Origin of the sequence: Moorella naiadis (nom. illeg.) (genome assembly GCF_051020825.1) — a bacterium.
In the GTDB taxonomy this organism is placed as follows: domain Bacteria; phylum Bacillota; class DSM-521; order Neomoorellales; family Neomoorellaceae; genus Neomoorella; species Neomoorella naiadis.
In genome coordinates, this window is the sequence record NZ_JAXGFQ010000003.1 from 1 (window position 1) to 13,257 (window position 13,257).

General features: G+C 58.4%; 11 protein-coding genes. All 11 read left to right on the forward strand.

All coding sequences use genetic code 11. The features are described 5' to 3' along the window. On the forward strand, nucleotides 1–779 hold a 779-nt coding region (locus SDD30_RS02400), incomplete at its 5' end, for an acetyl-CoA decarbonylase/synthase complex subunit delta (RefSeq protein WP_434073339.1). 22 nt (nucleotides 780–801) lie between these two features. Then, nucleotides 802–1,590, forward strand: a complete 789-nt coding sequence (locus tag SDD30_RS02405) for a methyltetrahydrofolate cobalamin methyltransferase (RefSeq protein WP_434073340.1) — start codon at nucleotides 802–804, stop codon at nucleotides 1,588–1,590. Between the two features lie 174 nt (nucleotides 1,591–1,764). Continuing rightward, complete coding sequence (locus SDD30_RS02410) at nucleotides 1,765–2,319, forward strand: 4Fe-4S dicluster domain-containing protein (RefSeq protein ID WP_434073341.1); 555 nt, start codon at nucleotides 1,765–1,767, stop codon at nucleotides 2,317–2,319. Further along, nucleotides 2,316–3,188, forward strand: a complete 873-nt coding sequence (locus SDD30_RS02415) for a CoB--CoM heterodisulfide reductase iron-sulfur subunit B family protein (protein ID WP_434073342.1) — start codon at nucleotides 2,316–2,318, stop codon at nucleotides 3,186–3,188. Before SDD30_RS02410 ends, SDD30_RS02415 begins: the two co-directional genes overlap by 4 nt. Before the next feature lie 20 nt (nucleotides 3,189–3,208). Continuing rightward, the gene (locus SDD30_RS02420) at nucleotides 3,209–7,672 is read left to right on the forward strand and encodes an FAD-dependent oxidoreductase (RefSeq protein ID WP_434073343.1); all 4,464 of its coding nucleotides are present in this window, start codon (nucleotides 3,209–3,211) and stop codon (nucleotides 7,670–7,672) included. Between the two features lie 2 nt (nucleotides 7,673–7,674). Then, on the forward strand, nucleotides 7,675–8,169 hold the full coding sequence (locus SDD30_RS02425; protein WP_434073344.1) for a hydrogenase iron-sulfur subunit: 495 nt from the start codon (nucleotides 7,675–7,677) through the stop codon (nucleotides 8,167–8,169). Next, nucleotides 8,166–8,840 carry a methylenetetrahydrofolate reductase C-terminal domain-containing protein gene (locus SDD30_RS02430; protein WP_434073345.1) on the forward strand — a complete coding sequence of 225 codons (675 nt, stop codon included), beginning with the start codon at nucleotides 8,166–8,168 and terminating at the stop codon, nucleotides 8,838–8,840. The genes SDD30_RS02425 and SDD30_RS02430 overlap by 4 nt, the downstream gene beginning before the upstream one ends. After that, a complete protein-coding gene (locus tag SDD30_RS02435) occupies nucleotides 8,833–9,753 on the forward strand; it encodes a methylenetetrahydrofolate reductase (protein ID WP_434073346.1) in 921 nt (306 codons plus the stop codon). Before SDD30_RS02430 ends, SDD30_RS02435 begins: the two co-directional genes overlap by 8 nt. A gap of 130 nt (nucleotides 9,754–9,883) precedes the next feature. After that, nucleotides 9,884–10,831, forward strand: a complete 948-nt coding sequence (locus tag SDD30_RS02440) for a hypothetical protein (RefSeq protein WP_434073347.1) — start codon at nucleotides 9,884–9,886, stop codon at nucleotides 10,829–10,831. Nucleotides 10,832–11,520: 689 nt separating this feature from the next. Next, the gene (locus SDD30_RS02445) at nucleotides 11,521–12,003 is read left to right on the forward strand and encodes an Lrp/AsnC family transcriptional regulator (protein ID WP_434073348.1); all 483 of its coding nucleotides are present in this window, start codon (nucleotides 11,521–11,523) and stop codon (nucleotides 12,001–12,003) included. Beyond that, nucleotides 12,000–13,214: an aminotransferase class I/II-fold pyridoxal phosphate-dependent enzyme gene (locus tag SDD30_RS02450; protein WP_434073349.1), complete on the forward strand. Its 1,215-nt coding sequence runs from the start codon at nucleotides 12,000–12,002 to the stop codon at nucleotides 13,212–13,214. The genes SDD30_RS02445 and SDD30_RS02450 overlap by 4 nt, the downstream gene beginning before the upstream one ends. Nucleotides 13,215–13,257: the final 43 nt, after the last annotated feature.

The following is a 13,257-nucleotide window of genomic DNA, read 5'->3' on the forward strand; positions in this document are numbered from 1 at the left end:
CTGACTGGCCTGACGCCCTGAAGGACCCCTTTGCCGATGTTCTCAACGAACCTGGCCGCTGGGCCCAAAAGTGCGTCGCCGCATATGGTGCCGACCTGGTCTACCTGAAACTCGACGGTGCGGATCCCGAAGGCGCCAATCATTCCGTCGATCAGTGCGTAGCTACCGTCAAAGAAATCCTGCAGGCAGTTGGCGTACCACTGGTAGTCGTCGGCTGCGGCGATGTGGAAAAGGATCACGAGGTCCTGGAGGCAGTGGCCGAGGCTGCTGCCGGCGAGAATCTTCTCCTGGGCAATGCCGAACAGGACAATTATAAATCCCTGACAGCGGCCTGCATGGTCCACAAGCATAACATCATTGCCCGCTCCCCCTTGGATATTAATATCTGCAAACAGCTCAACATCCTGATCAACGAAATGAACCTGAGCCTGGACCATATTATCATCGACCCCTCCATCGGCGGCCTGGGCTATGGTATTGAATACGCCTTCTCCATTATGGAACGCATCCGCCAAGGGGCCCTCCAGGGCGATAAAATGCTCTCCATGCCCGTAATCGCCACCATAGGTTACGAGGCCTGGCGTGCCAAGGAAGCTTCAGCCCCGGTGGACGAATACCCGGGCTGGGGTAAAGAAATCGATCGCGGTATTCTCTGGGAGGCTGTTACCGCCACCGCCCTGCTCCAGGCCGGCGCCCAGATTCTCCTCATGCGTCACCCAGTAGCCGTAGCTAAGGTCCGGGAGAATATTGACCAGCTGATGGTCAGCAATGCTTATTAAACATTTTAAAGGAGGTAAATCCATGCTCATTATCGGCGAACGGATCAACGGCATGTTCAACGACATCAAACGGGCCATCCAGGAACAGGACCCGGCTCCGGTCCAGGAATGGGCCCGGCGCCAGGAAGCAAATGGCGCCCGCGCCCTGGACCTCAACGTCGGCCCGGCTGTCCCGGACAAAGTCAGCGCCATGGAGTGGCTGGTGGAGGTCACCCAAGAAGCCAGCAGCCTATCCCTGTGCCTGGATTCCACCAATATCAAAGCCATCGAGGCCGGCTTAAGAAAGTGTAAAAACCATGCCATTATAAATTCTACCAACGCTGAACGGGAAAAGATCGAGAAGCTCTTCCCCCTGGCGGTAGAGCACGGGGCCGCCCTCATCGGCCTGACCATGAATAAGACCGGTATTCCTAAAGATAGCGACACCCGCCTGGCCTTTGCTATGGAGCTGGTGGCCGCCGCCGATGAGTTCGGCCTGCCCATGGAGGATTTGTATATCGATCCCCTGATCCTGCCGGCCAATGTAGCCCAAGATCATGCTCCGGAAGTACTAAAAACCCTACAGCAGATCAAGATGCTGGCTGACCCGGCCCCGAAAACAGTCCTGGGTTTAAGTAACGTCTCCCAGAACTGCCAGAACCGGCCCCTGATTAACCGGACCTTCTTGGCCATGGCTATGGCCTGCGGCCTGGATGCCGCCATCGCCGATGCCTGCGATGACGCCCTGGTGGAAACGGCGGCCACGGCGGAAATTTTGCTGAACCAAACGGTCTACTGTGATTCTTTTGTCAAGATGTATAAAACCAGGTAGGATTTTTTGAAGTAACGTCGAAATGAAATAAAAGAATTAGTAAAAGATGCACCCTTAAAACTTCCAGCGCAGCAGCAATACGTAAATGCCTCTCCAGAAGAATGTCAACGGCAGGTGCCAGGGGATTGCTGAACGCTGGCACCTGCTTTTTTAACGCCGAAAGGAGGAAGGGGATTGGCCGAGCAGCAAGTTGTACCCTCCCAGCAACTTGTAACTCCGGTGGCTAAATTATCCAGGCAGCCTGTCAACCGCTGTTACCAGTGCCACAAGTGTACGGCCGGTTGTCCTGTAACAGCGGCTATGGACCTGATGCCCCACCAGGTAGTCCGCTATGTCCAGCTGGGACTGGAGGAAGAACTCTTAAAAAGTAAAACCATCTGGCAGTGCGCTGCCTGCCGGACCTGTATCTCCCGTTGCCCTAACGGTATTGATATTGCCGCTATTAATGACGCCTTAAAACAGCGGGCCCTGGCCCAGGGTATCCAACCGGCCCTACCGGGAGTCGCCGCCTTCCACCAGGCCTTCCTGGCTTCAGTCAAAAATAAAGGCCGGGTCCATGAGCTGGGCATGATGATTGCTTTTAAACTGAAAACAGGCACCTATTTCCAGGACGTCCCCCTGGGTTTAAAGATGTTCCAGCGCCATAAACTGCGGATCTTGCCCGAGGGAATCAAAAAACGGCAACCCTTACAGGCTTTATTACAGGGTGAAAAGGGGTGGCAAAAATGAAGTTGAGCTATTATCCCGGCTGCTCTCTCCACTCTACAGCCGCGGAGTTTTCAGCTTCTACCGAGGCCCTTTTTCAGGCCCTGGGGGTAGAATTGCGGGAACTCGAGGATTGGTGTTGCTGCGGCGCCACCTCGGGCCACTCCCTAAGCGGTTACTTGAGCCATGCCTTGCCCCTGCACAACCTGATCTTGGCCGAAACCGCCGGCGATGACTTGCTGGTTCCCTGCGCCGCCTGCTACAACTCCCTAAAAACAGCCCAGACCTTTATGGCCACCGGCGGTGAGGAGGCTGTGGGCCTCAACCGGCAGGTAGCCGCCGCCCTGGGCCGGGAATACCAGGGCCAGATCAGAGTGCGCCACGTCATTGACGTCCTGGCCGACCCCAGGGTGGAGCAGCTTATCAAAGAACACCTACAAAAGGACCTGGCCGCTCTCCCCCTGGCCTCCTACTATGGTTGCCTACTGACCAGGCCGCCCAAGGTCGCCAGTTTCGAAGCCAACCCGGAGCAGCCCCGGTTAATGGACCAGCTTTTAACTCTGGCCGGTGGCCGTCCGGTGACCTGGAGCCATAAAAACGAGTGCTGCGGAGCCAGCCTGGCCATACCCCAGCCCCAGATCGTTGAACAACTGGTAGGTAAAATAGTAGCTGCCGCCCGCCGGGCCGGAGCCCAGGCCATTGTTACCGCCTGTCCTCTCTGCCAGACCAACCTGGACAGCCGCCAGCCGGGTGGAAGCGAAGCCCTACCTGTCTTCTTTATCACGGAGATCCTTGGTCTGGCTGTCGGGTTAGATGCCACGCCCTGGCTGAAAAAGCACCTGGTCGATCCCCGGCCCCTTTTACAACAGCAGGGCTTACGGGCAGTCTCTTAGCGGAAAGGTTGTGAGAAGCCATGAGTGAACACAAGGAAACTACTCCGGCCGTCGGTGCCGTCCTGGTTCTGGGTGGCGGTATTGCCGGTATGCAATCGGCCCTGGACCTGGCCAACGCCGGTTATCTGGTGCACATGGTTACGGAGAGTTCTTCCATCGGCGGTCATATGGCCCAGCTGGATAAAACCTTTCCCACCAATGAATGCGCCATGTGCCTGCTGGGGCCGCGGATGACGGATACCGCCAACCACCCCAATATCCGCCTGCATACCTGCGCCACCCTGGAAAAAGTGGCAGGGGAGAAGGGAAACTTTACCGTCCAGATCCGGGAAAAGCCCCGCTATGTCAACATCCAGGAGTGTACGGCCTGTGGCGACTGCGAGCAGGCCTGCCCGGTCAGCGTACCCAACGAGTATAATCAGGAGATGGGCACCCGCAAGGCCATCCACAAGATGTTTCCCCAGGCCGTGCCCAACAAATATCTAATAACCAAGCGGGGCACACCGCCCTGTCGTAACGCCTGTCCGGCCGGCACCAATGCCCAGGGGTATATAGCCCTGATCTCCCAGGGTAAATTCGCCGAGGCTCTGGAGGTGGTGCACCGGCGCCTGCCCTTTGCCGGTATCTGCGGCCGCATCTGCCACCACCCCTGCGAAACTGAGTGCAACCGGGGGCAGTTCGACGACCCTATTGCCATTGCCACCCTGAAGCGGGCCGCCTTTGATTACGGCTGGGAGGCTGACGCCGCCCGGGAGCAGGAGCAAAAGCCGGAAATACCGGCCAGGAGCGAAAAGGTAGCCATTATCGGCGCCGGTCCGGGAGGTTTGACGGCCGCTCAGGATCTGGCCCTAGCCGGCTATCAGGTTACTATCTATGACTCCTTAAGCCGCCCCGGCGGCATGCTGCGGGGTGGTATCCCCCGTTACCGCCTGCCGGAAGAGGTAGTCGACCGGGAGACGGAACGTATCCTCAACCTGGGTGTCAAGTTTGTTCCCAATACAACCATTGGTAAGGACATTACCCTTAAGGAACTACAAAAGGAATATAATGCCGTCATTATCGCCATCGGTCTGCAACAGAGTCGCCTGCTCCAACTGGAGGGGTCTGAACTACAGGGCATCCTACCGGGGGTAAACTTCCTGCGGGAAGCAGCCCTGGGCGATAGCCCCAGGGTAGGAGAGAGGGTCGTGGTCATCGGCGGCGGCAACGTGGCCATTGACGTGGCCCGTACCGCCCGGCGCCTGGGGGCCAGAGAGGTCCACCTGGCCTGCCTGGAATCCCGGGAGGAGATGCCGGCCCACCCCTGGGAGGTCGAGGAGGCTATCGAAGAAGGCGTCGTTATCCATCCCTCCTGGGGACCCAAACGCTTCCTGGGGAGTAACGGCCGGGTTGACGGTGTCGAATTGATGCAGTGTACCCGCGTTTTTGATGCCAACCACCGTTTTAACCCCCAGTATAACCCGGAGGTAACCAGCACCCTGGCGGCCGACACGGTTATCATGGCCATTGGCCAGGCTGCCGACCTTTCCTTACTGGGAGAAAAAAGCCCAGTTAATACCAACCGCGGCTTGATCAGCGCCGACCCCCTCACCCTGGCTACCAACGTGCCGGGTGTCTTCGCCTGTGGCGATATTGTCCGGGGACCGGCTTCAGTGGTGGAGGCCGTCGGCGGCGGCCACGAAGCGGCGGAATCTGTAATCCGTTACCTCCAGGGAAAAGACCTGGCTGAAGGCCGTTCTTTGGAAAAAGAACCCCATTTGGACCCGCCGGCCAACGTCATACCCTTACCGGAGCGGCGCCGGGCCCAGGCCATGGCCCCGGCAACAGAGCGCGTCCGGGACTTCCGCGAGGTCTACCAGGGCTTTACCCCCGAGGAGGCCATAGCCGAAGCTAAACGCTGCCTGAACTGCGGCATCTGTTCGGAATGCCTCCAGTGTGAGGCCGTCTGTAAAAAGAAAGCCGTCGAGCACTGGCAGCTGGAAAAGGTAACGGAATTAAAGGTAGGCTCCGTTCTCCTGGCCCCAGGTTTCGAACTCTTCGACGCCCACCTTACAGGTGAGTACGGCTACGGCTATTACCCCAATGTCGTCACCAGCCTGGAGTTTGAGCGCTTCCTCAGCGCTACCGGGCCTACTGAGAGTCACGTCCTGCGGCCATCTGACCAGCGTCCGCCAAAGAAGATCGCTTTTATCCAGTGCGTTGGCTCCCGGGACTGCGAACGGGAAGGTAGCCCCTATTGTTCGGCCATATGCTGTATGTATTCCACCAAAGAGGCCCTCATCGCCCGGGAACACGACGCCAACATCGAGCCGACCATCTTTTACCTGGACATCCGGGCCTATGGTAAAAACTTCGACCGCTATGTTGATGCCGCTAAAGCCGGGGGCGTCCGTTATGTCCGGGCCATGATCTCCCGGGTGGAAGAAGACCCTCAGACGAAAAACCTGACCATCCAGTACTACGCCGACGGTAAGATCCAGCGGGAAGAATTCGATATGGTTGTCCTGGCTGTAGGTGTTAAACCCCCGGCCAGTGCCACCAGGATCGCTGCGGCTGCAGGGATCGAGCTCAACCAGTACGGTTTTGCTAAAACTCAACCCTTTGCCCCTGTAGCTACCACCAAGGATGGTATTTATGTGGCCGGCGTTTTCCAGGGGCCACGGGATATTCCCGAAACAGTGGTCAACGCCAGCGCTGCCGCGGCTTGCGCCGGCGCGGCCATGGCTTCCGGTCGCAATACCCTGGTCACCCCCAAGGAGTATCCCCCGGAGCGGGATGTCAGCCGGGAGGAGCCCCGGGTAGGGGTCTTTATCTGCCACTGTGGTATTAACATCGCCGGCGTGGTCGATGTCAAGGCTGTGGTCGAAGCGGCCGCCAAACTTCCGGGAGTGGTTCACGCTGAAGACAACCTCTATACCTGCTCCCAGGATACCCTGAAAAAAATCAAAGACGCTATCCAGGAGTATCAATTAAACCGGGTAGTAGTAGCCTCCTGCACCATCCGCACCCATCAGCCCCTCTTTCGCGAGGCCCTCCGGGAAGCCGGGCTGAACCAGTTCTACTTCGAGATGGCCAACATCCGCGACCAGTGTTCCTGGGTCCATCGCAACGAGCCGGCCAACGCCACCCAGAAGGCCATTGACCTGGTTCAGGGGGCGGTGGCCAAGGTCAAACGCCATGAAGCCCTGCATATGCAACCGGTACCGGTGATCCAGAAGGCCCTGATCATCGGTGGTGGGGTTGCCGGCCTGACGGCAGCCCTGAATGTGGCCGCCCAGGGCTTTGAGGCCTATATCGTGGAACGGGAAGCCGAACTCGGTGGCCAGGTACGCAATCTGCGCATCACCCTGGAGGGTGAGGATCTGCAGGTTTTGCTGCGGGACTTAATCGCCAGGGTCCAGGCCAATCCCCGGATTCAGGTCTTTACGGGCGCCCGGATTGAAGACTTCGGCGGCCACCAGGGTCACTTTACGACGACTATTTCCCTGGGCGAACCCGGCCGGGAGCACGTCCGCCGTACCCAGACCCTGGAACACGGTGTTGTTATCGTGGCTACTGGAAGCCAGGAGATCCAGACCGACGCGTACCTCCTGGGGCAGGATGAACGGGTCACAACCAATACCAGGTTGGAGCAGGCCCTGGCCGACGGCCAGTGGGACACAGAAAAGAACAAGCAGGTAGTCTTCATCCAGTGCGTCGGCTCCCGGGATGCAGAGCATCCCTACTGCAGCCGGACCTGCTGCGCCCAGACCATTAAAAACGCCCTGGCCATCAAGGCCCGCAACCCCGAGGCCCAGGTCTACGTCCTCTACCGGGACATCCGCACCTATGCCTTTATGGAGGATTACTACCGCCGGGCCAGGGAGGAGGGGGTCCTCTTTATCCCCTACGACCCCGAAGACCCGCCCCGGGTGCGGCAGCGGGAGATCGGCCTCCTGGAGGTCCTGGTACAGGACCCGGATTCCGGCAAGGAGCTGGTCCTCTGGCCGGATCAACTGGTCCTGGCTACGGGAGCCGTGGCCCCGGCAGGGGTGGAGAAGCTGGCCACCCTGCTGAAGCTGCCCCTGAATGAGGATAAGTTCTATGTGGAAACCCATGCCAAGCTGGCGCCCATCGACTTTCCGACGGCCGGCATCTTCCTCTGCGGCGCCGGCCATGCCCCCAAGCTGGCAGCTGAGGCCATTGCCCAGGCGGAAGGAGCCGTGGCCCGGGCCTGCACCGTTCTAGCCAGGGAAAACCTCATGGTTGGCGGGGTGGTGGCCGTAGTCGATGAGAATAAATGCGCCGCCTGCCTGACGTGTGTCCGGGTCTGCCCCTTCAATGTACCACGGATCAATGAACGCAACGTCGCCGAGATCAATGCCGTCCAGTGTATGGGTTGCGGCACCTGCGCTGGTGAATGCCCGGCCAAGGCCATCCAGCTGCAGTTCTACAAGGACGACCAGTTGCTGGCCAAGGTAGCCGGCTTCTTCGGGGAGGTGTAGAGATGGCCGATTTTGAGCCTAAAATTGTCGCTTTTTGTTGCTTCTACTGTGCCTACTCGGCTGCCGACCTGGCCGGGTCCCTGCGCCTCCAGTACCCGGCCAATATCCGGGTGATTGAAATGCCCTGCTCCGGTAAAACCGACATCCGGGTTTTGCTCCAGGCCTTTGAAGAAGGAGCCGACGGGGTCTACGTCCTGGGCTGTATGGAGGGCGATTGCCACTTCCTGAAAGGCAATTTCCGGGCCAAGCACCGGGTGCAGCAGGCGAAAAAAATCCTGGATAACATCGGCATCGGCGGCGAGCGCCTGGAGATGTACAACCTCTCGGCGGCCATGGGCCCGCGCTTTGCCGAAATCGCCCGGGAATTTACCGACCGCATCCGGAAACTGGGCCCCAGCCCAATAAAATCCCGGGCGACCGTCGCCCCGAAACAAGCCTCCCCTGGTCAAGGGGCCAACCTTTACAACCTTCAAATGGAAGCAGGTGAGTGTAGATGATTATTGCCGAGGGAAAACCCCTGGCTGAAGTAGCCGGCTTGATTAAAGACGCCAAGAAAGTCCTGGTAGTAGGCTGTGGCGGTTGCGTAACTGTCTGCCTGGCCGGCGGGGAAAAGGAAACCGGCATCCTGGCTGCAGAACTACGCCTTTTACGGCAGAAGGAAGGCAATCCCCTGGAAACGGTGGAGGTCACCCTCACCCGCCAGTGCGATCCGGAGTATGTGGAGATGCTCAACAAATACGTTACCGATGATGTCGACGCCATCGTCTCCCTGGCCTGCGGGGTGGGCGTCCAGTTCCTGGCCGAGCGTTATAACAAATGGGTGGTACCGGCCCTGAACACCAAATTCGCCGGGGGCACCGTGGAACATGGTGTCTGGGAAGAGCGCTGCGGTCTCTGCGGCGAGTGTATCCTCTATAAAACCGGTGGCATTTGCCCCATTATCCGCTGCTCCAAGAGTATTTTAAACGGCCCCTGCGGCGGTTCCCAGGGGGGCAAGTGCGAGGTCAATCCCGATACCCCTTGCGCCTGGCAACTTATCTATGACCGGATGCAGGCCCTGGGCAAACTGGACCTCCTCCTGGAAATCCAGCCCCCCAAGGACTGGTCCAAGTCCCGGGATGGCGGGCCGCGGAAAGTTGTACGAGAGGATGTGAAGATCGATGCTTGAAAGCAAAATGGCCAAAATCCTCTCCCAGGGGCAGTTCCTGGTCAGCGGCGAGATCGGGCCGCCCAAGCACGCCGATCCCGCAGGGATTAAAAAACACGCCGCCATGCTCAAGGACTATGTCGACGCCATGAACCTGACGGACAACCAGACGGCCATCGTCCGCCTGTCTAGCATCGCCGCCGGGGTCCACGTCCTCCAGGCCGGGGGAGAACCCATTATCCAGATGACGGCTCGGGATCGCAACCGCATCGCCCTCCAAAGCGACCTCCTGGGGGCCTACAGTCTGGGGCTGCGGAATGTTCTCTGCCTGTCCGGCGACCACCAGTCCTTTGGTAACCACCCCACGGCGAAAAATGTCCATGATGTTGACTCCATCCAACTCATCCGCATCGTCAAAGACCTGCGGGATGAGAAGAAGTTTTCCTGCGGTGAAGAGCTGAAAGGCCGGGAGCCCCGGTTCTTGATCGGTGCCGCTGCCAACCCCTTTGCCGACCCCTTTGAGTTCCGGGTCCTGCGCCTGGAAAAGAAGATTAATGCCGGTGCCGACTTCATCCAAACCCAGTGTATCTTTGACATGGAGCGCTTCGAGCGCTTTATGGCCCTGGTCCGGGAGCGGGGCCTGCACCAGCGAGCGAAGATAATCGCCGGGGTGATGCCCCTGAAATCAGCCCGCGCCGCCAAGTATATGCAACAGTCGGTGGCCGGGATGATTGTCCCCGATGAAATAGTTGCCCGTATGGAAAAGGCCGCTGACCCAAAAGCCGAAGGGGTAGCCATCTGCGTGGAGCAGATTAAACACCTGCAGACCATCGAGGGCGTAGCCGGTGTGCATATCATGGCTGTCATGTGGGAGGATATCATCCCCACTATTGTCCAGGAAGCCGGCCTCTACCCCCGCCCTAAAGTAGAGTAGATAAACGCTAAAAACCCCAGGTTGTAAACAACCCGGGGTTTTTATTTATGCGGCTAGAAATTGCTAGTTCTTACCCTTCACCCTGGCGCATAAACTGATGGGAGGAACAGCTGCCAGGAGGTGGATTAGCATGCGCAGTCAACGATTAGAGAATGAGATCCTGCAGCGTGTCGATGAGCTGGTCCAATGTGCCATATCCATCGGTCTTAAGGATGAAGCAACCCGGGAAGAAGAATTACAACGCGGCTCTTCCCTGGTGCAGGCTATGGGCGATTTGCTCCTGGAAGTTCTTGAAGGCCGGGAAGAACATCTCCAGGCTTTACTTGAGCAGCTAATTGCCCAGCGCCTGCCTGATCGCCGTATCCTGCAGAGCTTTGGTAACTTTCCCCGTGACATCCAGCAGATGATTAGTAATGGTATTGCCAGCTACCTGGCATCCCGACAGGAAGGGAAGGAGGAGTCAACAGGAGCCGTCCCAGCTACCTCCGGCGAGGGCGCTCCCAGCGACAACGGTACGCCGGCCGCGGAACCAGTTAGCCAAGAAATGGCTTCGGCCCCGTCCGGGGAGGAAATCCCGGTAACCATCCCGGAAGGAGGGGATAAGGAACCTGAAGAGACCAGTACCCTGGCAACAGCTACCGCCCCGGTGGTAGAACAAGAGCCCCCGGCTATTTCTAAACCCGTCGTTAGCAAGAACTCCCTTGCAGCAAACGATACCATGCAGGAGGGAGAGGCGACTATTGTCGCGGGGGCCAGTAACGAGGAAAGCACATCCCCGAAGGATAACGCCAGCATCCTGGACGACGCTGTAGCGGCCTTGCACCTGGCCCTACTCCAGGCCTATCCTGGGGAAGAGATCATCCGGGATTACGAAACCAGAGGGGGTAAAATCGCCTTTTATTTACCCCAGCGCCAGGTGGGCTTCGAACTGGATACCTGGCACCATGACTGGCGCCATGATTTCTACTGCCGGCAGGAGGGCATCAGTATCCGCCGGGTGGCCAGCGACGAACTGAACAATCCCGCTTACCTGGCCCGGCGCCTACGCCGTGAAGCCACCTGGCGCCAATCTTCCTGAAATTTATATTGACAGTCCAGGTTGACCGATGCTAAAATGTAATCAATATTTTAGTAGGGTTAAAGGCAATGAGGGGAAGAAGTAGGCAGTTTCCCTGCAGGTAGCGAACCGGGGAGGGTGAAAGCCCGGAAGCAGGCCTGCCGCAAGCCACCCCCAAGCCGCCGCCGGAAAAAGGCGGGACGCTGGCCCCGTTAAAGGCCAGGCGCAGTGATGCGCCCTTAAGCCGGGTCGTACGACCAATGAGGGTGGTACCGCGGGAATAACCTCTCGTCCCTTAAATATGGGGGCGGGGGGTTTTATTATGTTGAAGCCTATTTTGCGGAGGAGCCCCTCATGGGGGCTGACGCCCCCGCCACGAATGACGAAAATGCAGGTAGAGGCAGGGGCTGGCGGGTACAGGCGGAAGGCGACTTGGTTCGAGGCGCCAGCAAACTTAGCGAAGCCGTGGCGAGGCGGCGGTGAACGGGATGGGGATCGTAACGTTGGTTTAGGAGCGAAGAGTTCCGCTCCCCGCTGCGCTTATTCAAAGAGGAGCAGCCGAGCCACCCCCGCCGCCGCGGAAGGCTGAGCGCATAGTTTGCTCGCCGAGAACCACCGGAGCCTGAAGACCTGTACCCGTCAGCATCGCAGCGGAACTGTAAGTTACAACCATTTTTGGTGGAAGTCTATTTTCGGAGGAAGACTATTCGATGCGTAAAAAAATCCTCGATCTGCTAGAAAACAACGGCCGGTTAACTGCCAAAGAGATCGCCGTTATGCTGGCCCTGCCGGTAGACCAGGTAGCCCGGGAAATAGCCGCCATGGAAGAAGAAAAGATCATCCTGCGCTACCACACCCTGATCAACTGGGAGAAGGCCGGTGAAGATGAGGTGGCGGCCCTCATTGATGTCAAGGTTATACCCCAGCGGGATTTGGGGTTCGATGAAATTGCCAGCCGCATCTACCGCTACCCGGAGGTCAAGTCCGTATTCCTCATGTCAGGGGGCTACGACCTCTCCGTCCTGGTCCAGGGGAAGAGCCTGAAAGAGGTAGCTTCCTTTGTTTCTCAGAAATTGGCAACCCTAGAACATGTCCAAAGCACCATGACCCACTTTATCCTGAAACGATACAAACAGGATGGCGTTATCTTTGAGGACCAGGAAGCAGACCGGAGGCAGGTGTTGCAACCATGACCATCTCCCATGGTTTTGAAGCCCAGCGTTTTATAGCACCGGTAGTCAAGAACCTACCGCCTTCAGGTATCCGCCGTTTTTTCGACCTGGTAGCCAATACCAAAGGAGTAATCTCCCTGGGGGTAGGGGAACCCGATTTCGTGACACCCTGGCATATTCGCGAGGCCTGTGTTCAGTCCCTGGAGCGGGGCTATACCATGTATACCTCCAACTATGGCTTACCCGAATTGCGCCAGGCCATTGCTGCTTACCTGGAACGGCGTTTCGGCCTGAGCTATGATCCCCTGAAACAGATTATGGTTACCATCGGCGCCAGCGAAGCCGTGGATTTGGCCTTAAGGACCGTATTAAACCCCGGAGACGAGGTCCTGATCCCCGAGCCCTGTTATGTTTCCTACCAGCCTATAACCAAGCTGGCCGGTGGCGTCCCGGTTACCATCCCGACTACCGCAGCCGAGAATTTTGCCCTCACTGCCGCCCGCCTGGAGGAATACCTGACACCACGGAGCAAGGTGCTGATCCTCTGTTTTCCCAATAACCCTACCGGCGCCATCCTCAGCCGGGAGGAGATGCAGGCTATCGCCCGGCTGGTAACCAAGTACAACCTGTTGGTCATCAGCGACGAGATCTATGCTGAATTACGTTATGAAGGCCAACCTCTCTCCTTTGCCTCTCTACCCGGCATGCAGGACAGAACCATCCTGGTGAGCGGCCTCTCCAAGGCCTTTGCCATGACCGGCTGGCGGGTTGGTTACGTAGCCGCCCATCCCGATTTTCTGGCCGCTATGGTCAAGATCCACCAGTATACCATCCTCTGTGCCCCTGTTATGGGGCAGATGGCAGCCCTGGAGGCCCTGCGCCACGGCAGTCAGGACGTCGACCGCATGGTGGAACAGTACGACCAGCGGCGGCGGTTAGTTTACAGCCGCCTGCGGGAAATGGGGCTTGATTGTTTTGAGCCCCGGGGAGCCTTTTACATCTTCCCCTCCATAACCGCCACCGGCCTGGATTCGGCCACCTTTGCCGCAGAGCTCCTCAAAGAGGAAAAAGTGGCCGTCGTCCCGGGGACGGCCTTCGGTGCCAGCGGCGAGGGCTTTATCCGCTGTTCCTACGCCGCCTCCCTGGCTGACCTGACGGAGGCCATGAACCGGGTGGAGCGTTTCGTCTCCCGGCGCCTGGCCTGCAACCAGCGAATCGCCGCTCAGGCCTGAGCCGTAGTTAGCAAGAGCTAGGAAGCCCCCTATGGTAGGGCTA

Excerpts from the sequence above, each read along its gene's own strand:
- SDD30_RS02405 (WP_434073340.1), top strand. The coding sequence starts at position 802 with ATGCTCATTATCGGCGAACGGATCAACGGCATGTTCAACGACATCAAA.
- SDD30_RS02425 (WP_434073344.1), top strand. The coding sequence starts at position 7,675 with ATGGCCGATTTTGAGCCTAAAATTGTCGCTTTTTGTTGCTTCTACTGT.
- SDD30_RS02440 (WP_434073347.1), top strand. The coding sequence starts at position 9,884 with ATGCGCAGTCAACGATTAGAGAATGAGATCCTGCAGCGTGTCGATGAG.
- SDD30_RS02450 (WP_434073349.1), top strand. The coding sequence starts at position 12,000 with ATGACCATCTCCCATGGTTTTGAAGCCCAGCGTTTTATAGCACCGGTA.
- SDD30_RS02430 (WP_434073345.1), top strand. The coding sequence starts at position 8,166 with ATGATTATTGCCGAGGGAAAACCCCTGGCTGAAGTAGCCGGCTTGATT.
- SDD30_RS02435 (WP_434073346.1), top strand. The coding sequence starts at position 8,833 with ATGCTTGAAAGCAAAATGGCCAAAATCCTCTCCCAGGGGCAGTTCCTG.
- SDD30_RS02415 (WP_434073342.1), top strand. The coding sequence starts at position 2,316 with ATGAAGTTGAGCTATTATCCCGGCTGCTCTCTCCACTCTACAGCCGCG.
- SDD30_RS02445 (WP_434073348.1), top strand. The coding sequence starts at position 11,521 with ATGCGTAAAAAAATCCTCGATCTGCTAGAAAACAACGGCCGGTTAACT.
- SDD30_RS02420 (WP_434073343.1), top strand. The coding sequence starts at position 3,209 with ATGAGTGAACACAAGGAAACTACTCCGGCCGTCGGTGCCGTCCTGGTT.